The 25802-nt window shown below is 31.5% G+C and carries 20 protein-coding genes; 7 read left to right on the forward strand and 13 right to left on the reverse strand.

Features of this window, described 5'->3' with window-relative positions; translation table 11 throughout:
* Positions 1–50: 50 nt before the first annotated feature.
* The 4 genes from BGO27_04320 to BGO27_04335 all read right to left on the reverse strand — a co-directional run bounded on the left by BGO27_04320 (position 51) and on the right by BGO27_04335 (position 7062).
* A complete protein-coding gene (locus BGO27_04320; GenBank protein OJV16053.1) occupies positions 51–1220 on the reverse strand; it encodes a hypothetical protein in 1170 nt (389 codons plus the stop codon).
* 53 nt (positions 1221–1273) lie between these two features.
* On the reverse strand, positions 1274–4387 hold the full coding sequence (locus BGO27_04325; GenBank protein ID OJV16054.1) for an RND transporter: 3114 nt from the start codon (positions 4385–4387) through the stop codon (positions 1274–1276).
* Positions 4380–5471, reverse strand: coding sequence for a hypothetical protein (locus BGO27_04330; GenBank protein OJV16055.1), 1092 nt, complete (start codon positions 5469–5471; stop codon positions 4380–4382). The genes BGO27_04325 and BGO27_04330 overlap by 8 nt, the downstream gene beginning before the upstream one ends.
* Positions 5472–5643: 172 nt before the next feature.
* Complete coding sequence (locus BGO27_04335) at positions 5644–7062, reverse strand: hypothetical protein (GenBank protein OJV16056.1); 1419 nt, start codon at positions 7060–7062, stop codon at positions 5644–5646.
* Positions 7063–7504: 442 nt separating this feature from the next.
* Between BGO27_04335 and BGO27_04340 the strand changes: the two genes are divergently transcribed.
* Positions 7505–8974 carry a hypothetical protein gene (locus tag BGO27_04340; GenBank protein ID OJV16057.1) on the forward strand — a complete coding sequence of 490 codons (1470 nt, stop codon included), beginning with the start codon at positions 7505–7507 and terminating at the stop codon, positions 8972–8974.
* Positions 8975–9027: 53 nt separating this feature from the next.
* On the opposite strand, the gene BGO27_04345 is transcribed toward BGO27_04340, so the two are convergent.
* A complete protein-coding gene (locus tag BGO27_04345) occupies positions 9028–10266 on the reverse strand; it encodes a hypothetical protein (protein OJV16058.1) in 1239 nt (412 codons plus the stop codon).
* Positions 10267–10390: 124 nt separating this feature from the next.
* Between BGO27_04345 and BGO27_04350 the strand changes: the two genes are divergently transcribed.
* Genes BGO27_04350 through BGO27_04375 form a run of 6 tightly spaced genes read left to right on the forward strand, consistent with a single transcriptional unit; the run spans position 10391 to position 16109 of the window.
* On the forward strand, positions 10391–10918 hold the full coding sequence (locus BGO27_04350; GenBank protein ID OJV16059.1) for a hypothetical protein: 528 nt from the start codon (positions 10391–10393) through the stop codon (positions 10916–10918).
* On the forward strand, positions 10902–11678 hold the full coding sequence (locus tag BGO27_04355; protein OJV16060.1) for a hypothetical protein: 777 nt from the start codon (positions 10902–10904) through the stop codon (positions 11676–11678). The genes BGO27_04350 and BGO27_04355 overlap by 17 nt, the downstream gene beginning before the upstream one ends.
* Before the next feature lie 14 nt (positions 11679–11692).
* The gene (locus tag BGO27_04360; protein ID OJV16061.1) at positions 11693–14008 is read left to right on the forward strand and encodes a hypothetical protein; all 2316 of its coding nucleotides are present in this window, start codon (positions 11693–11695) and stop codon (positions 14006–14008) included.
* Positions 14005–14610, forward strand: a complete 606-nt coding sequence (locus BGO27_04365; protein ID OJV16062.1) for a hypothetical protein — start codon at positions 14005–14007, stop codon at positions 14608–14610. Before BGO27_04360 ends, BGO27_04365 begins: the two co-directional genes overlap by 4 nt.
* Positions 14611–15351 (forward strand): hypothetical protein, encoded by a 741-nt coding sequence (locus tag BGO27_04370; protein ID OJV16063.1) that lies wholly within the window; start codon positions 14611–14613, stop codon positions 15349–15351. It begins immediately after the preceding gene.
* The gene (locus BGO27_04375) at positions 15348–16109 is read left to right on the forward strand and encodes a hypothetical protein (GenBank protein OJV16064.1); all 762 of its coding nucleotides are present in this window, start codon (positions 15348–15350) and stop codon (positions 16107–16109) included. The genes BGO27_04370 and BGO27_04375 overlap by 4 nt, the downstream gene beginning before the upstream one ends.
* A gap of 325 nt (positions 16110–16434) precedes the next feature.
* On the opposite strand, the gene BGO27_04380 is transcribed toward BGO27_04375, so the two are convergent.
* From BGO27_04380 to BGO27_04415, 8 genes are read right to left on the reverse strand one after another with little or no spacing between them, the layout of a single operon-like run.
* Positions 16435–18369, reverse strand: coding sequence for a hypothetical protein (locus BGO27_04380; GenBank protein ID OJV16065.1), 1935 nt, complete (start codon positions 18367–18369; stop codon positions 16435–16437).
* 24 nt (positions 18370–18393) lie between these two features.
* A complete protein-coding gene (locus BGO27_04385; protein OJV16066.1) occupies positions 18394–19992 on the reverse strand; it encodes a hypothetical protein in 1599 nt (532 codons plus the stop codon).
* A 19-nt stretch (positions 19993–20011) separates the two neighbouring features.
* Positions 20012–21106 carry an aminotransferase gene (locus BGO27_04390; protein OJV16079.1) on the reverse strand — a complete coding sequence of 365 codons (1095 nt, stop codon included), beginning with the start codon at positions 21104–21106 and terminating at the stop codon, positions 20012–20014.
* Positions 21107–21154: 48 nt separating this feature from the next.
* Positions 21155–22096 carry a hypothetical protein gene (locus BGO27_04395; protein OJV16067.1) on the reverse strand — a complete coding sequence of 314 codons (942 nt, stop codon included), beginning with the start codon at positions 22094–22096 and terminating at the stop codon, positions 21155–21157.
* Positions 22093–23025, reverse strand: a complete 933-nt coding sequence (locus BGO27_04400) for a hypothetical protein (protein OJV16068.1) — start codon at positions 23023–23025, stop codon at positions 22093–22095. Before BGO27_04400 ends, BGO27_04395 begins: the two co-directional genes overlap by 4 nt.
* Positions 23026–24327: a hypothetical protein gene (locus BGO27_04405; GenBank protein ID OJV16069.1), complete on the reverse strand. Its 1302-nt coding sequence runs from the start codon at positions 24325–24327 to the stop codon at positions 23026–23028.
* Positions 24320–24742 (reverse strand): hypothetical protein, encoded by a 423-nt coding sequence (locus BGO27_04410; protein ID OJV16070.1) that lies wholly within the window; start codon positions 24740–24742, stop codon positions 24320–24322. Before BGO27_04410 ends, BGO27_04405 begins: the two co-directional genes overlap by 8 nt.
* A gap of 19 nt (positions 24743–24761) precedes the next feature.
* On the reverse strand, positions 24762–25475 hold the full coding sequence (locus tag BGO27_04415; GenBank protein ID OJV16071.1) for a hypothetical protein: 714 nt from the start codon (positions 25473–25475) through the stop codon (positions 24762–24764).
* Between the last annotated feature and the right edge of the window lie 327 nt (positions 25476–25802).

The raw sequence follows: 25802 nt of genomic DNA on the forward strand, positions 1-25802 counted from the left end.
TAAAATTTGCAATGAATAAACTGAATTTGTTTAATTATATATAAAATATGTTATTTAATTCTAATTATACAAACTAATAAAATAAATAAACATATAAAGCAAACGATATATAATATTTTATTTAATTGATATCCAATGATATTTTGTTGTGACTTATTAATAACTTGATTTGGAATAATTTCATGAATATTTATGGTATTAGTAGTTAAGTCATTTGTTTGTTTTTGAGTTTCTAGAGCCTTTGTTAAAATAGGATTCTCAATTTGTGAAATATGCTTTATTGGAGTATAAAAAGTAGGGGTAATGTCAGTAACTAAAATTTTATTTTTATTTAGTTCTTCCTGAAAAGTTTTTAATGATTGTAAATGTTCTTGATCAAAAATTGGATTATTAACCCAACTAATATGAAATTTTGACATAGCACTATTAATTCCATCTTTTTCAATAATAATTTTTGAATGTTTAATTTCTAATTGAACTACAGAAATTGATAATAATTTTAAGATTCTAAATTTATCTTTATCCATAGTATTACTGTAAATAAGTTCAACTATTACTCTGGGCTTTCCATTTTTGTTAAAAATTACCAAATCAAATCTAAATTTGCTAAGTTGTTTAATATCTTCATCTTCAAGACTTTGTATAACGTCTTTAAATTTACATAATGTAGAGCCTGAAACCTCAGATTTTATTTCCCCATCTCTAAAATATTTCTTGTTCTGGAAAATATCGATATAGTATTCACCTGATTTATAAAAATAATATTTGTTACTTACAAATGTTTCTAAAGAATAACCTTTTGTGTATGCTGAATCTTGAGAAAAAACTTGATTATCCCTTATATAGAACTTTTTACAAATTTCTGTAATTTTATCCGATTTAAAAACCCTTCGATTAATATCTGGAATCGGAATTTTCTTGGTTTTAATAAAATGTATTTTTAATGCTAAATGCTCATAAGATTCATTGTTTAATGACACAAGGTTAATTTCCTGATCATTAATGATTGTTTTATTTTGAATGGATCGGAAATAAGGTCTTTTTTTTGTACTTTTAGTATAAGATAATGGTATTCCTAAAAATTTGAGATTACACTTCTCTCCCGATGGTATATGTTGATGTGCAATATATTTATTGCTTTCTGGGTCTAATTTATAAGGTTCGTATCTTATTCCTTTTTCATCATATCCGAAAGGGAATTTAAGAGTTTTTTCTTCCATAAATAATGCTTTTAATATTTATGGCTAGCAATTAGCACATCTTTTAATTGAAATCAAGCATTTTGCCTTTTTTCATTCCATTTCATAATAAGTTTAAAGAACAGTGGGACGAAGAAGATTGCAATAAACGTCGCAGCAAGCATGCCGCCAATAACACCTGTACCAATTGAATGGCGGCTGGCAGAACCTGCGCCACTACTTATAGCAAGCGGCACGCACCCTAATACGAATGCAAGTGATGTCATTACAATAGGACGGAAACGCTGGCGCGCAGCTGAAACTACAGAAGGAATAACGTCCATGCCTTGCTTGCAGTTTACTACGGCAAATTCGACAATTAGAATAGCATTTTTTGCTGAGAGTCCGATTAAAGTTACAAGCCCGATTTGGAAGTATACGTCATTATTAAGTCCACGCATCCAAACGGCAAGTAATGCGCCAAATACCCCAAATGGTACTGCGGCTATAACTGAAAAAGGTATCTTCCAGTTTTCATATTGAGCAGCAAGTATTAAAAACACCATTATTATACCAAATACAAACGCCATTGAGCTTGAGCCGCCTGCAATTTTCTCCTGATAGGCTGATCCAGTCCAGCTAACTGCATAGCCCTTTGGGAGTGTTTTTTTAACAATACGCTCTATTTCCTGAATTGCATCACCTGAGCTATAGCCTGGCGAAGCGCTACCCATAATTTTTGTAGCAGGGAAAGCGTTAAAACGTTCTATAAGGTCAGGACCTATGATACGTTCAGCTGTTACTAATGATTCAACAGGAATCATATTGCCGTCATTAGACCTGACATAAAGATATTTTAAAGCTTCTATTTGATCGCGGTAAATATCTTCGGCTTGCATATTTACTTTATAAGCCCTGCCATATAAGGTAAAGTCATTTACATAAAGACCGCCTAGCGCAGTTCTAAGGCTATTGAATATACTAGGGATACTTACATTAAGCGCTTTAGCTTTAACCTGATCAACTGTTATATTATATTGCGGAATTGATATATTAAGGGAGCTTCTGATACCTGTAAGAATCTGACTTTTAGATGCTTCTTCAACAACTTTGGCAGCTGCCGCAGCAAGATCAGCCGTTGTGCCGCCCATTCTGTCTTGTAAGTAAAACTCAAAGCCGCCTGTAGTACTCATGCCCATGATTGGGGGAGGGTTAAACGCAATTACCATAGCGTCTTTAATGCCAGCGTTCATGCCCATGAATTTGCCAACTAAATTGCGAGAGTCCTGATCTGGGCGCTTTCTTTCATCCCAGTCTTTCAGCATAATAAAGGAAGTGCCAGCACTAGATTTAATGGAGCCTGTAAGTAAATCAAATCCAGAAAATGTTACTATACTAGTAGCATTAGGTTCGCTTAAAATATTTTTATCAACTTGGTTAGTTACGGCTTGAGTACGCGACAATGATGACCCTGGCATAAGTACAGTTATCATAAAGTTATACCCTTGATCTTCTTCTGGTACTAAACTTGTAGGAATACGGCTAAAAAGTCCTAATCCTAAAAATATTATGCCTGCAAATAGCGCTATACCAATCCCAGTCCGTTTAAGTAGAAAGGCTACACCCTCGGTATATTTAATTCCCATATAATCAAATACGCGGTTAAATTTTGCAAAAAACGGGCTAGGTTCAAGGTCATGAGACGATTTTAGAATTAAGGTGCAAAGCGCGGGTGTTAAGGTGAGAGCTACAATACCTGAAATTACAACTGATACTGAAATTGTTATAGCAAACTGTTTATACATCTCGCCTGTAAGGCCACCAATAAATCCAACTGGCACAAATACAGCGCAAAGTACTAAAACGATTGCAACAACAGGCCCTGCAACTTCTTCCATGGATTTATAGGCCGCAACTTTACTTGAAACTTTTTCTTCTTTCATGATTCTTTCAACGTTCTCAAGTACTACGATAGCGTCATCTACCACAATACCAATAGCTAAAACCAGTCCGAAAAGAGTTAATAAGTTTATTGAAAAGCCAAGTACATACATACCAGCAAATGTACCGATAATTGATACTGGAACAGCAATTACCGGAATTAATGTTGCTCTTGCGTTTTGAAGGAATACATAAACTACAAGTACGACCAAAAATATAGCTTCAACAAAGGTTGTTATTACTTCTTTAATCGAAATTTCTACGAACTTGGTAGTATCAAATGGAATTGAGTAAGCTAGTTCATCTGGGAAGCTTTCTTTTAGTTCTTCCATTTTGTTCTTAATTGATTCAGCTGTTTTGAGGGCATTGGCACCTGGCTGCAGATAAATACCTATTGCTACGGCAGGTGAGCCGTTAAAATTTACGTTAAAATTATAATCCTGCGCCCCAAGTTCTACGCGTGCGATGTCTTTGATTTTTAATGTGTTTCCTTTGTTGTCAGCCCGTATAATAATATTTTCAAACTCTTTTGGGTCACTTAACCTCCCTTTAGTTGTAAGGGAATATGCAAAATCCTGAGGTTTGGTATTAATAGGCTCAAGTCCAATTTGACCTGCTGAATATTGCGAGTTTTGCTCAGATATTGCATTGGCAACGTCTTCAACGGTGAGGTTATAAAATGCCAGCTTATCTGGCTTAAACCAAATGCGCATTGAATAGTCTTTTGATCCAAATAAACTTGCATCACCTACACCCTGAAGGCGTTTTAATTCATCAATTATGTTGAGTAAAGTATAGTTACTAATATAAACAGGGTCATAGCTGTTTGAAGGCGAATACATGCTGATAACTTGTAAAATGGCAGATGACCTTTTTCTTACGGTAATCCCGTTTTTCTTTACGTCTTCTGGCATTTTAGCCTGTGCTGCCTGAACTCTGTTGCTTACGTCAATTGTTGCGTCATCAACATCTGTTCCTACTTCAAACGTAACAGATATATTTAGCTGTCCATCATTTGATGCTGTGGACTGCATATAAAGCATGCCTTTGGCACCATTAATTTGCTGCTCGAGCGGTGCTGCAACACTTGTTGCTACTGCTTCTGCGCTCGCACCAGGATAAAATGCTGATACGTTAACCTGAGGCGGGACAATTTCGGGATATTGAGCAATAGGTAAGTTTTGCATGGCCAAAATACCAGCAAGTACTATAATAATCGAGATAACGGAAGAAAAAACAGGGCGGTCGATAAAAAACTTACTATTCATTTTCTTTTGGTGCCTCTTCAGGTTTTTGAATCTCAACAATCATGTCGGGGCGTAGTTTAATAAGGCCTTCTGTAATTACTTTGTCACCAGCTTGTAAGCCACCTGTAATAATCCTTCCTTTTTTAGTAAGTAATCCAAGGCTTACCGGCTTTGGGCTAACCTTATTTTCCTCAGTCACTACATAAACAATAGTTCCCATTGGACCTGCTATTACGCTTTTGTCAGGAATGATAATACCATTTTCTACTGCAAGATTATCCAAAGAAATTCTTACGAAATTTCCAGCTTTTAAAATATTGCCTGCATTGTCTAGAGTAGCCTTTGCTTTAATAGTGCCAGTTTTTTCATCGATATTACTTGCAATATAGGAAATTTTGCCAGTTAAAGCTTTAGTTGGTGTTTTTTCATCAAGTACTGTTACCTGAATTTTATCCTTTTGATCCTGAACGTAAGTTAATAATGGGTCTTTATCAGAAAAACCAAATTCAGCGCTCAAAGTATCTGTTTTATACATATTGGTAATGACAGTTTGGTTTGCCTGAACGATGTTACCTTCATCAACATTGGAGCTATTTACATAACCATCACATGGGGCTTTTATGATAGCATAATCTAAGTTAATTTTTGCTAACTGATAGGCAGCCTCGGCTTGTTTAAAGCTTGCATCTGCATTTTCAAATTCACTTTCACTTACTACTCTTTGTTTTGTAAGCTTTTGAACTCGCTGAAAACTGAGCTGAGCTAGCTTGAGACCAGCTTCTGCTTTATTCATTGCCTCAATAAGCTCTGATTTATCAAGCTCAAAAAGAGGGGTGTCCTTCTTTACAAAATCGCCTTCGTTATAAAGTTTTTTAATAAGAGTTGCTGTTACTCTTGGTATAATTGCAACTTCTTGAGAAGCGTTAATTCTGGCATTATATTCTGCATCTAATTTAATTTTGTCGGGCTGAATTGCTATTATACTCACCATTGGCGTCATATTAGGCTGCATAAATTTATGACCAAATTTTTGCCACACCTGATATCCTAAAAAACCTATTAAGACTAATGTTATTATATAAAATTTAGGAGAAAACCTTTGCATAACCAGACCAACAATTGTATTTTTAAGTATTGGATATTATAGCAGTTTGTTATGCGATATGTAAATGAAATTATATAGTAATTTGATTGGAATTTTAATATGTGTCACTCTTTGGTCACGTCCTATATTTCTGCGCTTCGCTCATAGTCATTGTATTGCAGCATAACTGAAATCACTGTGCGTTTTCCAATGTTTTGTGAATGCTTTCTAATAAAATATGATGCTCGTAGGGTTTGTAGATTACCTGAACATCGGGGAAAAGTGTTTTAATTTCTAAAATTTCTGGAGAGGTGCTGTTGACGCCCGTTTGTAAAATAACTGGAATGCCTGCATATTCAGGATTTTTTCTAATTATTTTTAAAAATTCATATCCATTCATTACCGGCATCATTAAATCAAGTAAAATTAAATCTATTTTATGATTTTTAAGCGCTTCTATACCCTCTATGCCATTTAAGGAATGCACAACTTTAAGATGGCTTTGCTTGTATATCATCAGGTTAAAAAGATCATGCGATGATTGTTCATCATCGATAAATAATATTTTGCTAATAGCTTGAGGTGTATGTTTTTCTAGATTGTTACTATTTGTGTTAAGCAGAGTTATTTCATTTGCTGGCAGTAATATATTAAAAATAGCGCCATTTGGCTTGTTGTGCTCAGCCCATATTTTTCCATTGTGTGCCTCTACTATTTCTTTGGAAATTGCAAGGCCAAGACCTGTGCCACCTGCTTTGTTATCGGTAAGAGAGCTTTGTATAAATGGTTCAAATATATTATCAATTTCATTAAGCGGAATACCAATTCCTTCATCCTGAATAATTATTTTAATTGCAGGTAATTTGTTAATTAAATCTTGTTCAAATTTAACTGTAATTTTGCCTTCTTTCGTAAACTTTACGGCATTATTGAAAATATTTCTTAGTAACTGTGATATTCTAAGCTCATCGCCACTTAGTAATACGCTTTTAAAGCCTTTAAAATCATGATAGATTTCGATCTTTTTGTTATTTAAGTATAGCTCTTCAACTTCCTCTAAAATATCTGTCATGATATCTATAAGATTAATGTCTCTGTAGTGAAACTGCATTTTACCAGCTGTGATTTTAGATAAATCAAGAATATTGTTAACAAATTTAGCTAGTCTTGCATTATTTTTTGCAATCTTTTTTAAATATTCGTATTTGTCGTTGTCAGAAATTTTATCCCAAACATCTACTAATATTTGCGAAATCCCGTTTGCACCATGAATTGGCATTCTAATTTCATGGCTTAAGTTATTTAAAATTTGAGTCTTTATATTGAGAGCTTGTTCTAGTTGAAAAGTACGTTCTTTAACTTTATTTTCTAAATCTTGATTGATTAATGAAAGCGTTTTCATCCATTCATCTTTTTCTTTATTTTTATGAGACTTACTAAAAGAGAAGGCCAGGCATATTAATATTACCCATGTGCCGTTGATTATAAAATTATTAAGATTATCGAAATCAATAAGAGGGGTGCCAAAATTTACTAGATAAGTTAGGTAACCTAATATAATGCCGACAATCAATAAAATAATAAAATTAATCCACTCTAATAGCATTATCATTAGGAAGATACACAGAGTCCAGTTCAGAACCCAATTCATAGAAAAATGATTTATTAATGAAAGATAAGTACAGAAAAATGGCAGACAGTAAGTTACAGTAAAAAGCCAAAAAAAACTTAAAAATGGTTTTATAAAAGATGGCCATCTTTTATAAAAAAGCAAAGCAAGACATAATAGACCTGCGAATATTCTAAGGCCTAAATGCTCATATGCTTCACCATTATAATATTTCCATACTATATAAAAAATCGGATAATTAATTATTCCGTATATAGAAAATATCTTCCGCTCTCCATTTGAAGGAAAGTAAAGTATCTTTTGGATCAATTTTTTTGTTGACTTTGTAATCATTAATATAATATAAAAAAACTTTAATTCTATTAAATAATTTTATAGTAATTATTTAATTAACGCAATCATAAATTAAACTGGATCTCTATAAATGATATATGATATAGCCGTTATAGGTGATGGAATAATAGGCTTGTCAATTGCTTATCAATTATCCAAAGAATCAAGTCTTAAAATAGCAGTAATTGGTAAAAACTCTTACAATAATTCAGCGAGTTTAGCTGCAGGCGCTATGCTAAATTGTTTTGCTGAAATTACAAGGGATAGCTTTAAAAATCAGTATACTAAAAGCAAATTTGACTTATCTTTCAATGCCTTAGACATGTGGCCAGATTGGCTTGATGAACTTAACTCGCAAGTAGATTCTAGTAAAAAAGTAAGAATAGACAATGAAACTTTTGTAGTTTTAAATTCTAAATCAGGAAAACTGGACAGCGATAATTTTGATACTATGACAACTGCTCTAAAGGAGTATAAACAGCCTTGGCAATTTGTTGACTACAGGGATATTGAAGGATTTGACCCAAGCGAAGAAAGCAGGCCTCTAAGGTCTATTAGGCTTGATAAAGAGGGGTCTATAGAGTCTGGTAAATTCATTAATTTACTTAAGCAAGTCCTTGAATCTAAACAAAATGTTACTTTTGTAAATCAAATAGTAAATGATATAAATTGTAATTTTTATGGAATAAATTCTGTTAATTTAGATAATGGAGAAAAGGTTTCTGCTGATAAATTCATATTTGCAGCAGGGGTATATACTCAAAATCTTTTGGATAAGTTACCTCAAATTAATGAACGTATCCCGAGGGTTCTTTCCGGAACTGGTTATGCTGCTGTAATTGACCAGTCATATGAAAATAAAATTAAGTCTGTAATTAGAACGCCCAATAGATCAGGTGCTTGCGGTCTTCATGTGGTTCCAAATGGCGAAAATTTATATATTGGTGCTACTAATAATGTGTGTTTTACGCCAACTACGCAGCCAAAAATGGGGCTTCTTCAATTTTTAATGAACTGCACAATTGAGCAAATTAACTATAGGTTGTATAACTCAAATATTATTGAAACTAGGTTTGGTAATAGGCCTGTAAGTGTTGATACATTCCCACTAATTGGTAAAACCTCAATGGATAATTTGTGGGTAGTTACGGGTACATACCGCGATGGTTTCCATCAGTCCCCTTTTATAGCCAAAAATATTGCTAATGATGTGTTAGGAAAAGAAGCGAATATAGATCCATTATTCTTACCTGAAAGAGATTTAATAGTATCTATGAAAGATATAGAGGATTCAATTGAGGAAACTAGCCAGCATTATATTGCAGGGCTTATTGAGCATAGCTTTAAGCTGCCTAAACTCTTCCCAGAAGAATCACTAAGGAAGCTATTTGTAGAAAAATTTAGAAGGGTTTATGATGAACTGGGTATTTCATATCCATTAAGTCCTGACATTTTATTTATGTTTGAACTTGACGGACAAAAAGATGATAACATGGAATATTTTAAAAACTATAAATTTACCAGAAGTCTTGAAGTTATCAGTAATGATAATGTAGCTTAGTTCTAGAGCAGTAGTCAAACGATAAGTAATATTAACTTTGACTACTATTTTTATTATTTGTTATAAATTAATTCTAGCTCGGCCTGCTGTTTATTTTGAAAAATATGGCTTCTGATAATAATTCTTCGGATGTTGATATAATCTAGAGCCCAGATTAATGGCCATAATAATCTTGAAAGCTTAGTTTTTAATTTTAATCTTTTAAAAATGTACTCCACGCGGTTTTTATAATATTCTATGTCTTTTTCAAACTCAAAAATAGGTAAAAACGATAAAAAATTGTACTTCGCGTTATCTTTAGCCGGGTAATAGGTTTTTATCATTTTTCCAATCGACACTATGCGTTCTTTATCATAGATATTAAGAATATCTATGTGTTTTTGTCCGATAGTTTCTTCGTTTTGACCATTTACTCTTGCACTTTCTTTACGGTTCCACCATTTATAGCCACAAAATGTACTATCAAGCAGGCAGTCATTCCAATCAATACTTAACCACTTACATAAAGCAGCAAGAGATTCATGTTTATTGCTATGTAAATCCTCAAGTTTTAATGCGCCATAAGTAGAATTAGAAGTTTTATAATAAGGAACTATACCATGAACTTTGTATCTGCCAATATGTTGGGATTCATCTGAATATATCTGAGAAATAGCTGATTCTAAGGCATTTACTTTAAGCCAAACCGTATTTTTAGCAATATGTTTTGCAAGAGAACCTATATTTTGAATTGGTTCTCTTAGCATATATAAAAAGTACACATGTTCAAAATCTTCGCATAAAGCTTGTGCCACAGATTTTTTTTGGCTGTGAATAGGGAAAACCATGTATTGTGCATTTGTAATATCTCTTCCTAAAGCTAAGTTATAGCTTTTCATCATTGATATATAAAAATCTTTTCTTGTAAATTTCTCAGGAAAAAAATCCTCAAAGTATTTAAGGTATAAATCTTTATCTATCGAAGCATTTTTGTTATGGTTGTCTCCCATATCATTCAAGCCATGTACTTCTTGTAAATGAGTATTAGAATCAAAGAAATAATTAAAATCATTTAAATGTTCGCTAATTATATTGTCATGGGTTAAATTGCTGTATTTACTAAACCATAATTTATAAGCTTCATAGCCGAAAAGTCCGGGTAATGATAATACCTGAGGATGACCATCAAGGTAACTATGCATTAAAGTTGTTCCACTTGTACCAAAATTTTGTATAGCTAATATTTTCATATATTTAATTAAATTATTAAATTTAAAATTTTCTATTAAAATATTTATACAAAGCAATAACATATAGCAAGTTTTTTAAAATAACTTTTGATGTCTATGATAAATATTAATTGCAACAGGTAGTGAAATAGTATAATTAAGGATTGAATAATACATCCAAATATAAATTTTTAGATATTAAGCAAGTATGCATAATTTAAAATCTCCTTTTGTTATCTGGGTAACTGGTCTTGCGGGTAGCGGTAAAACTACGCTGGCAAATTTGCTTTATGAAAATTTAAAAAACACATTTAATATAGTTAAGCTTGATGGCGATGATCTGAGGGCAGTTTTCAACGACGAAGTCAATTATGATGAAAGTAGCCGTAAAAAAATTGCCTTTAGAAACGCAAGGCTTTCTAAATTTTTATCTGATCAAAATGTAAATATAATTATACCAACAATTTCACTTTTCCATGATGTTCAGAAATGGAGCCGTGAGAATATTACAAATTATATTGAAATATTTGTAGACACGCCAATGAAAATACTTTTGGAGCGAGATCAAAAGAATTTATATTCAAAAGCTTTAAAAGGCGAAATAACTGATGTTGTTGGGGTTGATATAACCCCTCAGTTTCCAATTCAACCTGATTATGTATTTAAACCAGAGAATAATATAAATCAGTTTGTTAATAATTTTATAAAGGAGAATCTAAATGAGCACTGCAATTAAACATGGCGACTTTACTGGTCTGGCATCTAATTATTCAAAATACCGTCCCGCATATAGCGAATATGTACTTGATGCAATTGCCGGATATTTAAATAAAGGCACAAGCATAAATTGTGCTGACGTAGGTGCTGGTACTGGTATCTGGACAAGAATGCTTGCTAAGAAATTTAATAATCGTATATTTGCTGTTGAGCCTAATGAAGACATGAGAAATCATGGTATTAATGACAGCCAGGCGACAGGTGTTATCTGGGCTGAAGGTACTGGTGAAAATACCAATCTTCCAAGTGATAGTTTTGACTTAGTAAGCATGGCATCGTCATTTCACTGGGTGGACTTTCAAAAAGGTATGCAGGAATTTCATAGGATTCTTAAAAAAGACGGATGTTTTGTAGCTCTTTGGAACCCAAGAGTAATTGAATACAACCCATTATTTATTGAAATTGAAAATTACCTTAATGAGCTTAATGGTAACATTTCACGCGTTTCATCAGGATCTTCAGAGTTTGTTGATAATTTGGCTAAAAACTTCGCTACACTAGAAAACTTTGGTGATGTTTTATACCTTGAGGGTTTTCACACTCAACACTTCACAAAAGAAACCTACTTGGGCGTATGGAATTCAGTAAATGATATCAGACACCAACTTGGTGAAGAAAAGTTTGAAAAATTCCTAAACTTTATCAACGGATTATTCCCTGAAAATGAAGAAATTGAAGTTTTATATAAAACTCGTGCGTGGATAGTTAGAAAAAAATAATTTAGGCAAATCATATGTTCACATTTAAAACCAAGGCTAGCACGCTTGATGAAATGGCTAATCTAGTTACAAAAGCTAGTGTTTTGCCGCAGTTTATTGTTATCAAAGAAGACTGGAAAAATGATAGTAGGCTGGTATTAGATGAGTTTTATAAATCATGCACTTTTGCGGAATCTAAGCTTGTAGTTAGAAGCAGCGCAATGAACGAAGATCAAGATGGCTCTTCTATGGCAGGAAGATATACTTCGGTTTTAAATGTAGAACATGTAAACCTGCCTGATGCAATTGATCAGGTATTTGAATCATATGAATATGATAATCCAGAAGATCAGGTTTTAATACAGCCTATGCTAAACAACGTTGTAGCTAGCGGTGTGGCGTTTAGCTTAGATCCTAATACTTCGGCTAAATATTTTGTTATAAATTATGATGATTTTTCGGGTAGCACTGATTCTGTAACTTCTGGTAAGATCAATACAAAAAGCTATTACTATCATCATACTTCTCAGGTAAGAGCTGAGCCTACTTTTCTCAATAATGTGATTGACCTGATGAGAGAGCTGATGCAGGTTACAAAACAAAATAACCTGGACGTTGAATTTGCTCTTGATGATAACAATGAATTGTATTTATTTCAGGTAAGACCGCTATTTGTTAATCAGGATAATAATAAATATGCTGATAATAATGAAATTGAAAGAGTATATAAAACTGTAGCTAATAAAATGGCTAAGCACCCTCACTTGCTAGGTGATAAAGCTATATTCGGCGTAATGCCTGACTGGAATCCTGCTGAAATGATTGGCATTAGACCTGATGCGCTTGCGCTATCTCTTTATAGGACGCTTATTACAGATAGTATTTGGGCTTATCAGCGTAATAATTATGGCTATATGGATTTACGTAGTTTTCCGCTAATGCTGTGTTTTGGTGGCACTCCTTTTATAGATACTAGAGTAAGCTTTAACTCATTTATTCCAAAAACCCTAGATCATGAAATAGCTAACAAACTTGTAAATTATTATACAGAATGTTTAGAGGCTGACCCAAGCTTACATGATAAAGTTGAATTTAAAATTGTATTTTCCTGTTATAGCTTTGATGTGCAAGATAGAATTCAGATATTAAAGCAGAATAACTTTAATGACAGCGAAATAGAGGCTATTTTATTAAGCTTACTAGATCTTACAAACAATATTTTGCATGGTGAAAATGCTCCCTGGAAGCAAGACTATAGTAAAATTGAGATTCTTGAAAAACGTAGGGACGAATTATTAAATAGTAATTTAGATACGTTATCAAAACTATACTGGCTAATAGAAGATACCAAAAGATACGGAACTTTACCATTTGCAGGCCTTGCAAGAGCTGGCTTTATTGCTGTACAGTTACTTAACTCATTAGTAAATGTAGGAGTTATTTCTACTAAAGAAAAAGAATCTTTTATGCTATCGATTAACTCAGTTAGCTCGCAAATGACAAGAGATCTTCATCAGCTACCAAAACAAAATTTCCTTCAAAAATATGGCCATTTAAGACCAGGTACTTACGATATTAATTCTTATAGATATGACGAAAAACCAGATTTATATTTTGAGTGGGAAAACATTCAGGTTAATATTGAAAATGATGGTCATGAGTTTAGTTTAAGTATTCCTCAGATCAAGAAAATCGATTGCCTGCTTAAGGATCATAATATTAAAGCTAATGTAATCGAGCTCTTTGACTTTATTACTACAGGTATTGAGGGTAGGGAATATGCTAAGTTTATCTTTACTAAAAACGTTAGTGATTATTTATCGTTGCTGGAAAAATATTGCGAAAATTTTGATATTTCCCGTGAGGACTGTGCATATATATCAGTAGATGATGTCATGGAACTATATTACAATAGCTATGACCCGAAAGAGTTTTTAACAGAGTCAATTGCAAAAGGTAAGCAAAAGCATTCTGTTGCTAAATCAATTTGTTTGCCACCACTTATTTGTAATCCTGAAGATGTATACGCATTTCATATTCCAGATACGCAGCCTAATTTTGTAACGCAGCTTAAAACCAGAGGGAATATTGCATTTACGGCAAATCCTGATTCTATGAAAAATGCTATTGTACTAATACCAAGTGCTGACCCGGGGTTTGACTGGATATTTACCTATAATATCAAAGGCTTTATAACTCAGTATGGTGGGGCTAATTCTCATATGGCTATTAGGGCAGGTGAGCTTTCAATTCCTGCAGCTATTGGTGTTGGTGAAAAATTATATCAAAATCTGACCAAAGCTAAAAACATTGAACTTGATTGCCTAAATAATAAAATTATTGTTTTATGACAGTAGCTTTAGTAACAATGCGCAGGGATTATTTCCCAGATTATAAAGAATATAGAGATTCTATTGATCCTAAATTAATAGATTTCTTACAGTTATTTGATATTCAGGTAGTTTTGATACCTAATCATTTTGCAAATTTTGAGGCAATTGTTAATCATATTTCCTGCGATATTGTGATATTATCAGGTGGGGGAAGTGTTAATGAAAATGATACGGAATCTCTTGATCGTATACATATAGAAAACTATTTAATTGATCATGCAATTAGAAATAATAAGAAGGTTTTCGGTATTTGCAGGGGCATGCAGGCTATACTTAAGTATTTTAAAAATCCTATGAAATCCATAGAAAATCATGTGAGATTGCGTCACAATTTAATTGATCAAAATGGCCAAGTTGTTACCAATGTCAATAGTTATCATAATAATGGTTTTAATAATATAAGTGACCGGGAAATAGATGTTCTATACAGAGCGCCTGACAATACTATAGAATGCATAAAGCATAGTAAATATAACATTATGGGCGTTATGTGGCACCCTGAAAGGGAAGAAAATTTCAAAGAATTTGACATCAATTTATTTAAAGGGTTTTTACAATAAATGAGCAATATTAAGAAGATCTTAGAGGAAGCCGGTGATATATTAATGAAGTTTTATCAAGGCGAAGATCTTTTAGTTAGTAATAAAAATGACAATAGCCCGGTTACAAATGCAGATATAGAATCTAGTAACTATATTATAAACGAACTAAAAAAAATTAGCGATATTCCTGTCGTTAGTGAAGAAAACTATCAGGAAATTTCAGAAAGATATAGTAAATTTTGGATTCTTGATCCTCTTGATGGCACTAAAGAGTTTATTAAACGTAACGGAGAGTTTTGTATCTGTTTAGGCTTGGTGAGCGATGATCATGCTATAGAGGGATATATTTACAGTCCTGTAAGAAAAGTTTTGTACAGTAGCAGCGAAATTATTGAAAATAAACCGCGTTTATCTAAAAAATATAAGGTGACGTTAAGTAGAAGTCACTCGGAAGGTGAAAAGGATTTGCTAGATAGTATTATTGGCGCAGAAAACTATGAAATTGTTTACCTTGGATCTGCAATAAAATTTTGTGAAATGATTGATGGTAAAATTGATTTGTATTTAAGGTTTGCTCCTTGTAAAGAATGGGATACAGCAGCAGGTCAGGCAATTTTAGAGGCGAATGGCTTTAAAATGATAGATATTAACTCTAAAAAAATCATGTCATATAATAAGGATGGTTATATTAATAACCCATTTATTGCTTATAGTCCTGATATTGAAGATATTGCAAAAAAAATATTAGAGGCAATATGACTAAGTTACTGATACTTGCTGCAGGGCGTGGAAGCAGATTAAAAAACCTAACAAACGAAGTACCAAAATGTATGGTTGAGTTTGAGGGTAGGGCAATAATAGATTGGCAGTTAGAAAGAGTCATGAAACTTTTTAACCCTAAAGATATTGCCGTTATGACTGGCTATAAATCTGAAATTCTAAGAGATTACATTGGCAATATATCGCCCTATATTAGTATTTTACATAATCCGCGCTGGATGGAAACGAATATGGTTTCTAGCTTAATTGCAGCTAGAAACTGGAATCATGATGATTTAATTATAGCATATTCAGATATTATTTATGATCCGAAAATATTAGATGATTTAATGCAAAGCAAGGCAGATTCAATTGTAATACCTTCTAACCAAAGCTGGAAAAAAGTTTGGGAATGCAGGTTTGAAAATCCTTTAGAAGATCTTGAAACTTTTGTATTAGATAGTAATAATAGTCTGCTGGAAATTGGGAAAAAGCCAACTGATTACAGTCAAATACAGGGTCAGTTTATGGGAATTGCATATTTCCCTAAAGCTAAATTGCAAGAAGTCTTAAACTTATTAAACAGTAAGGGAACTGATTTAACCGATAAGCTAGACTTCACGTCTATGATCAATATGCTTATTCAAAATGGCTATAATATTTCTACAATAAATCATAATTCTTACTGGTTAGAAATAGATAGCGAAGATGATATTAGGCAATATTCAGGCCAGGGATTTATTTCGGAGATAATCTAATAGTTAATATATTTTAATTTATATTGTTAGTGTATTTATTGTTAAGTTGGAATTCACAGAATTATAATCTTGATATCTGTCTTATATTTGCTTTATGTCATGCCATATGGATCAACGGGATTGGCGGAGGATTAGGTGGATACATCTAGATCATAATAAGGCTGGGGCAGTCACTTACTAGTATTGTTTTATTATGATAATATGTAGTAAGGGCTTTTGAAAAATTGCCACTAGATGTAAATAGTAAAGGCTTTAAACTGGAAGAAAGAAACTCCAATAATAATACTAAGTAATAAATTGGTATGCAGTTTATAATGATGCGTACCTATTTTAATTGAAAAAGATATGCTTTACTTACCAAGTTATTGTGAGATTTTTCTATTTCATAGGTTTTATGTAGTGAAAAATTTATATTACTAAGGAATTGTAAAAAATCATTATCAATACGATATCTTGTTGTATAATTTTTGTTATTATAAATATTGGTTTGCGGCATCTCATCTAAATTATCTGTAGCCAGAGAGAAAGTATCTATTATTAATAAAAATCCGTTTTCTTTTAAAAGAAATGGCACTTTATTAAAAAATGTAATTAAATCAATATCATTTAATATCAAGGAAGTGACATCCATTAAGGATAATAAGCAGTATTTTTGTTTAGTAACAATTTTAAAAAAATCGAGAACGTTATAATCAATTTTATTAATATTTTTTTGTGTGCTACGGGTAATTGCATTGCTAATATGATTGATAGATATATCATATGCGGAAATTTTATCTGAAACTGCCGTAGATAAAATTTCTGTAAAAAAACCATCTCCACATCCTAAATCTAAGGCATTTTCAATGTTGTTGAGATCTTTTACAATTTGTTCTAAAGACTGTTTTTTAGCATTTTTATATGCATTTTTATAGTCATATATAAAATTTTGATTGGTATTACTCTGATTGGTATTACTCTGTTTAATTGAAATTTTAACTGGCTCATTAAAATGGTAATTTTGCAGCTCATTTATTAAATAATCCCTAATTCTTAACCCAGCGTTACCGTCAGTCTTATAAAAATGATCTTCTATTAATTTTAGCCGTTCATCTTTTAATGGATCTATATTATCTCTGACCATATTAATAAAATTTCCAATATCGTCACTGTTTACAGCTTGGTATAAATTTTCGATTAATTCAGCACCCTCGGAATTGACATTTAGTCCATCTGATTGTTCTAAATATAATATAGGTTTCCCAGTTATAATATAAGTTGTTAAAAATGAGCATACATCTGCTATTAGCGCAGAAGATATAGTAAATAATGGATAATAATCTGCATCTTCATAGAAAAGCATGTTATTTGAATTGTTTACGAATTCATTAAAAGCTATGATTTTATCATTATCAAGTAAAGAGTATTCAGTAAGGGAATTTCTAAGTAGTGGATGAGGTCGTATGATTAAAAATAAATCTGAGTTATTTGAAAATTGATCTAGCATATATTGATAATATTTTAAGAAAGATGACCATGAAGGGTTTTTAGAATCTATGTAAGTTGGTGCCCATAAAATAACTTTTCTGCCATTAATTTTATCTAAAATCTCTTGTTTAATTGGATGCTTTTTAATTAAATTATCAACCTTAGGATGCCCTGTAAGAACAACATGATGATTTCCAACATCACAGTAACGACCGTAGGCCTGTAAGTGTTTTTGTGATCGGGCAAATACTTTCCATGCATTTTGAATAAATGGTAAATTATAACAGTTTAGTAAACTTTCCAGGCCACCATACATTTCGTTACCATATTGTATGTAGCATATTCTCGAGCCATTATTTTGAAGTTTTTCTATGGATAATTCTTTTGGCAAGACATTTGCATAAGGCATTTGAATAAACACTACATGTGGTTTTAAATCTTCAATATTATAATGTTGATAGTTATAAAATGATATATTTTGAGATATCAGTATTTCTCTCATTTCATTCATATGCTTAATGCCAATCATAGGATGTAAACATGGCGATAGTATAACGTGGGTGGTAATTAAAGATGTATTTTCATTACAAGCTTTAATTAAAGAATGGAAATTATACCATAAGTTTGGTAATTGGCATATAAATGCTATCCTTATCTTTTCATTTTGATTACAAGGAATATAATAAAGATTTTTATGAATATGTTTTGTTATAAACTTATTTTTTAAATATTTGTATTTTGAACGAAGGAATCTTAATAACTTAAATTCATTTAATTTTTTTATTAATTTCATAATAAATATATCTCGTCTAATATATTATTTGTTATATATTTCAGTAAATGCAGATTCAAGTTCTTGCGTATAAGTTTTAATGTCAGATAATGGGGAGGCTAGCATTTTCTCCCTTAAAGTTAATCTATAATTTTCTAACTTTTCAGGATCATTTGCGAGTGCTACTGCTTTTTCTATATATTCTTCTTTTGAATAACTTAGTAAAGAATCTTCATTAATTTTATTAATAGAAACTTTGCCATGCTGAGAGCATATGCGTTCTCCAACTAAGCTGATTACAGGAGTGCCTTGTAATAAAGCCTCCATAGTTGTGGTTCCGGCTGCATATGGATACGTGTCCAGGGCGATATCAATATTTTCATATCGGCTTAGCAATATATTATACCCTGAATACCCTTCAAAAATTACTCTATCAGAAGATATACCTGCGTCAGCAAAATGTTTTTTAAAAGCTTTTAGGTAAGTGGGATGATCAAGGTTATTAGACTTTAAAAGGAACTTTGAATTCGGAACTTTTTTCATAATTTCTGCCCATAGAAATATTTGTGCCCTTGTCACTTTATGAATTTGACCGAAGCTACCAAAAGTAATGTAACCATTCCTTTTTAACGGTAACTCACTTTTTACTGGTGAAAAATTTGTATTAAGTGCTGTTGAGTTTTGAGAGCCTTTTTTGACTAATATTTCTTCAGAATAATATTCTTTTATTTTCTTTATATCAAAATCTTCGGATATTATAACATAGTCTAAATTATCTGCTCCAGATGTTGCTGATAAATTATAAAATGATACTTGTTTTGGAGCACATCTGAGGCTAACTTCTTTAAATCTGTTTTTTACGCAAAATCCATTAAGCTCAATAAATATGTCTATTTCATCACTTCTTACTAGGTTGCAAAAATCTACTGTATTCAATTTATGTGTATCATGCCATACATCTGCAAGGAGTTTGGTAGAGGGTTTTGTTATTGATGGATGCTGGTCAGAATAAACAAATATCTTAAATTTATCTTTGTTATGGTTTTTTAATATTGGTAAAAATAAAGTCGTACCAGTTGAATTGTCAAAAAAATGGCAAGTATATCCTATATTTAGAATTTTTTTGTTTTTTTGAATTTGAGGTAAGGGATATTTAACTAATAATTCATCATGCTCTGAAATCTCGGATAATTTTTTTATGGTACGTTTAGTGACTTGGTACACATACTCATGATCATAGACATCTGGAGAGTTGAGCATAAAATTAGTTAGGTACATCATTGCAGTATCATTGCTGAATTTAAACTGTAGTGATATCTCGAAAATCTTAGTAGCCAAATCTTGCAAACCAATACTGTTACAATACATCCCTATTTCATAATAAAAATCACCTAGAAAATTTTGTTTTTTTGAGTGCTTTTTCCAAATCGAATAAATATGGTTATTATCAATACATTCTAAAATTTGTTTATCTAACGGTAATAATTCCCAAACTAGTTTATCTTTTGAAAATGGATTGCTAAATGCAATGTTGATTACATTTATGATAAAGGAGTATAAAGGATATAAACCTGATTTGAGCAAGAAATTTTTAATAATTCGACGTAATGAAATTAGATTAAAATTTGTATCTATATTATGCATATTTTTCAACCTTTTATTTTCAATTTTTAGTGTTAAAGTAATTTATACAATTGACTATGTATTGGCAAGTTGTTTCTGAAAGGTCAGAAGAGTTCGGAATGCTAACAATTTCACCTGCTAATTTCTCTGTTACTGGAAGTGATAATCTACTATTAAGGTATGGAGGTTGCTTGTGTATAGGAATGGGGTAATGAACCATGGTTTGAATATTATTTCTATACATGTAATCTATAAATTTATCTCTATTTTGAACTCTTACAACAAATAAATGATACACATGAGTAGATTTATCTTTTGTTTTTGGGAATGAAATATATGGATTAATTATATTTTCTTCATAGAAAAGTGCTATTTGCTTTCTCTTATTGTTTTCTTCATCTAAGTATTTAAGTTTTACATTTAAAACTGCTGCCTGAATTTCATCTAATCTGGAATTAACTCCCAAGAATTCGTGGTAATATTTGACTTTTGAACCATAATTTCTAAGTGATACTAACTTTTCATAGAGCTGCACATCGTTTGTGGTAATTGCTCCGGCATCCCCCATTGCTCCTAAGTTTTTGGTGGGATAGAAGCTAAATGCTGCAGCATCACCTAAGTTACCTGCATATTTATTATCGTATATTGCACCATGTGCTTGAGCTGCATCTTCAATAATTTTTAAGTTGTACTGATTGCCTATTTCCAGAATTTCATTCATATTAGTTATCTGGCCGTATAAATGTACAACAATTATAGCTTTGGTATTGCTAGTAATTGCTGCCAATATATTCTCAGGAGATATATTAAAAGTATTTTCATCAACATCTACTAAAACTACTTTTAAATTATGATTAGAGACTGCTAATGCTGTTGCTATAAAGCTATTTGCAGGAACTATAACTTCGCTTCCTTCAGGAAAATTATATGCTTTTAAAATTAGGCTTAGCGCATCTAGGCCATTTCCTACACCAACGCAATATTTAGCATTACAATAGCTTGCAAATGATTGCTCAAATTTATTAAGGTTTTCTCCCAATATATAGTGTCCAGAGGAAATTACCTTTGTAACTTCAGACAAAATTTCAGGAATATATTTTTCGTTAAATTTATGAAGATTTAGAAAAGAAATCAGTTCATCTTGTTTTGTAATCATAATAAAGCCTTTTAAGTAATTTTAAAGCTATTGAATCGGTAACTTGAAGTGTTGGCAAACTATTGTTCTTGAACCAAATTCTTCTTTAAAGCTTAATAAACCTGAATTTAGGATCAAGCCATCCTGTTCGGTAGAAATACCAAAAGTAAACCAACGATTGGTAGTTTGATATTTTTTAATTAAAAAATATACTAAGAACTCTACTGCCTTTACTTTTTTTCCAGTATCATTTGAAAATATATATTGAGTATGAACGATACCAGAGAACTTATATAATACAGCACCTGCAACCATCTCATTATTATATGAAACTTTATAAAAAACTATATTTTGAGGAAATTGATTCTTTAAGTGTGCCATCTCCTCGGGGGTGTGTGTTGCAACCACTTTATACTTATTTTGTAACTGCTTATTTACTATGTCATTAAAAAAAGTGTTGAAATCTGTACTTTCTTCAATGTGTAAATTGTATTTAGCTGATTTGTTAATAGCATTTCTTTTTCCGTGACTCAAGCCTATCATGTTATGTAAGTCAATAGCAGAAAATGCATCAACTCTATATAGTTCAGCTTTGAACCTAAATAGAGCATATAAATCTTCTTGTGCAGGATAGGTATTAAATATATATGGGACAGCTTTGTAATATAAATACTCTATATTTTCTTGTTTTAAAAATTGTATCAAATAATCAAATATCTCTATTATGGTTGTCGTTGTAATTTTAGTATTGTATATCAGTCCACCATATGTCAGGCCATTATGAGAATATATAATGTTATTTTTTATGTTGGCAGGTAATAGGGCTATTAAGTTGTCATCCTTATAAAACATTAAGGAATAATCTGAAAAACGATCTTTATGATATTCCATGTAGTCGCGTTTGAATAAGAATAAGTTATTTTTGGCTGTTTCAACCAAGTAATCCCATTCTTGTTTTAGTAATGAATTGTATTTTGTTATTTTTATCATAGATTTATTTCAATTAATAAAACCCCTAATCCTTCTTTGCCAAACCCGTTTCCTGAATAAAATAAATAAAATAAATTATCTTTAAAATGTAAAGCTGAAGGAAAATAAACCATTTCTGAATCGAATTCATTTTCTGCGCCATGTGGGACTATAATTTGATTATCTAATTTATCCCATTTTCTGCAATCTTTAGAAACTGCACACCCAAATGAATACTTCATATTTAATACTCTGCGAGTATAAAATGTTAAATAAATATTTTCGTATTTGATTATTTGAGGCCTTCCCAGTCCATGCTCAATTTCAGGGTTATGTTTTACAATTAGAGAGCCTTTTGAGCTGAATGTAGTTGGATCACTTGATTCCTGGTAATATATGTCATAGATAGGTCTTTGTTTGTCGCCAGCTAATGCCCAACCACTTCCAGCGGAATATACAGTTTTATATAAGTTCTTTTCTAATATAATTGATTGACCGGCTCTAACATATAAACCCTCATCACTACGGTCTAAAACAGGACTCTGACTGACTCTTTTAAAGTTAACAAAATCATCGCTAACAGCTAAGCCGCCAAAATTGTAATGACGTATTTTATGACCTAATTGGAATCCAGTGTAATAAAGATATGCTTTGTTATCTATGATAGTAGCATGACCAGGAAATACGCCGTTCTCATCAAAGGTGCCATCTAATCCAATATCTAAAATAGGCTTTGTGCTTTTACCAATTATTTCATCAGGTCTATCATATAAAACATCAATATATCCTATTCTTGATATACCATGTATATCCCAGCATCCAGCATAAATTCTGATTATAGATTCATTGATTTTAATAGCACTAGGAGCCATAATATGGCTATGCCACCAGTCATTTTCATTTTCGGCTTTATAAATAAATTTCTTTTCTTTTATAATTATGCTTGCCATTTAGTATTTCTCATCAATTAATGATTCTATCATCGATGGGTCAAACGTAGGAATGTTATGTTTTATTGCTACTTCTCTTCGTTGAGAAAAGCTATCGTCTATAAATAAAGAATCTGTATTAGTAATGAAATTAGCTTTGGATTCATGTTCCTTCAGCCAGATTATTCTGTCAAAGATTTCACTTATTTTATGATCCCTTAAAAACTGCATTTTATCTAATGCTAGAGATTTTGAAATTAAAGTTATCTTGATTTTTTTATTTATACATTGATATAGAAATGCGATGATCTGAGTATTTATTTTGCCATCTTTTGTGATGATTGTATGATCTAAATCAATATATACTTCATTATATTGTAAATCTAATAAATATCTGTTTTGAAGTGCCCGATCAATTACTACATTGTAATTGTTTAGTAAAACCTGTATATCCAGGTTATTGTGTATAAATATAGTTAATAAAGGAAAATTTATGCCTCTTACCCTGTTTAAGGCCATGGTACCTGCTACTCGGGTTTCTATTTCTAGTAATTTTAGGGTGCCACTTATGTCTTTTTTCATTTGAAAAAACCAAACGCCATATATTTTTAAATTTTTTAATATATGTTTTGCTGTTTCTATAAAATAGGAGTTTAATTTTTCATCTACTAAAGTGCAATTCATGGAAGTTCCCATGCGAATTCGGTTGCGTTTGCGTCCTGAGCAAAATAGTAAATTGCCACTTTTATCTGATAGACAATCAATTGTATATTCTTCTCCGGGTAAATATTCTTGAATTATATATTTAATTTCAGTGTCATTTATAACGTTTAGTAACGATTGTTCGTCTTTTATAACTAATGTATTTTGTTGTCCATACCAGTTGTCAGGTTTTACAAATACCGGATAATGCTCTACATCTTTAGGGGTATTATATATTTTTGGAGTATTAATTATATTTTCTAACAACTTTAAAGTTAGTGTTTTAGATCGTATGATTTTTACAGTCTCATTGTCTGGAAGTAATATTCGACATTTTATGTTCTGACGCTGTTCTATAATTTTATCGATTATAAAAACATGACCTGGGAATATGAAGTCTATATTATATTTTGTGATAATCTCATTAATGTCATTTAGCCATTCTGGATCTTGGATATCTTTAATAACAAAATGCCTACTGTAAACATACGGGGAATGATTAGACACTGCAGAGGATGCTGAGAATAATGTAATTTCTTTGCAATAGACTAGAGATTTATAGATTTCAAGGCCTACCTCATTGCCACCCGGAAATACTAAGATATTCCATTTATTATACATAGCTGCTTACAAACTCAAGGAATTTTGAATAATCTCTTATATAGTCATTTTCATTATACACTTCACTTGCAAGTACCATAAGAATGCAATTTTCAGAAAAATCAGTAATTTCTCGCCAGACACATTCATTTATTAATAAATATCTATCTTGAGAATCTAGTTTATAAGTTTTTTTACTAGTGCCATTATCCAAAATTACCTTACAGTGACCGGACAGACAAATGATAGCTTGCTTTAAATTTTTGTGTGCGTGCTTTCCTCTTACGGTATCTTTATTGCTACAAAAAATACAATAGACTCTTTTAATATCAAAAGGGATATTCTCATTTTCTTGCAAAACAATAATTTTACCATTTTTAGGATCTTGGTCTTCTATTTGTTTTATATTTATAAGATTTTGATCATTAAAAAACATACTGGTATTTCTCTTGAAATTAAATTATTTGTACAGTAACTTCAGTGCCTGCACCTATAGTTTGCTCAGAGTGGTATGCAATATATTTAAATTTTATACCTGTCCTTTCAGCAAATTCTTGAAAAGCTCTATACTCATGAGATTGCCAATCAACAACGTTTATAAGCTCATCAAAAAGTATAACAGTCCCTGAAGTTATTCTAGTTTCAATAATATCGAAAATATCTTTGGTGGATTGATAAAGATCGCAGTCTACATGAATGAAAGAAAAGTTTTCTATATTAACGGACAAAAAGTTTGGTAATGTATCTTTGAACAAGCCTTTAATTAATTTTACATTATTTGGGACTTCTGGAAGCCTATTAAGTCCAAAACTACCTTGTGGCATTACAGTACCCCAATCTTCAGGTAATCCATCAAAAGAGTCAAATCCGTATATATTTTTATTTTTGAAAGATTGAGCTATTATTTTAATGCTTTCACCTTTGTAAACTCCAAATTCTGCATATATCCCATCTTTAGGTGAGTTATTAATACAAAATTTAATTAAATCTTTTCGGTTGTTAAATCTTCTGGTGTTAATTAAATTGTGATTAGCAAATTCGATTGATGTTTCAAAAGACTTTTGTACCATGTGTTTATATAAACTGTTTTTACGAAACTTATGTGCCTCTACAAAATCTCGTAATATATTTTTAGTTATTCTAACAAAAGTTCTTACAAAATAGCTCATAAATATATAAAATCCTGGGTTACTTAAATTTGTGGATTGTAACTTACTATATGTATATTTAAATTACAATAGTTAAGTAAGGTGGTATTGAAATTATTTAAAGTTATAATTTCAGGACTGAGCTTATGTATATATATGACAATTAAAAAAAGTTTATATTTTACTAATTTTGCAAAATATAATTTAAGATGTTTAATTTGATGCTAATGTTCTGGAAGGTTTTTGGCTTCAGGAAATACTTGGTTGCGGGGGCCAGATTTGAACTGACGACCTTCAGGTTATGAGCCTCAGGGTCTATAGTTTAATGTAGGTTAATGTAATTTGATA

The sequence above is a fragment of the Alphaproteobacteria bacterium 33-17 genome (assembly GCA_001897445.1).
In the GTDB taxonomy this organism is placed as follows: Bacteria; Pseudomonadota; Alphaproteobacteria; order Rickettsiales; family 33-17; genus 33-17.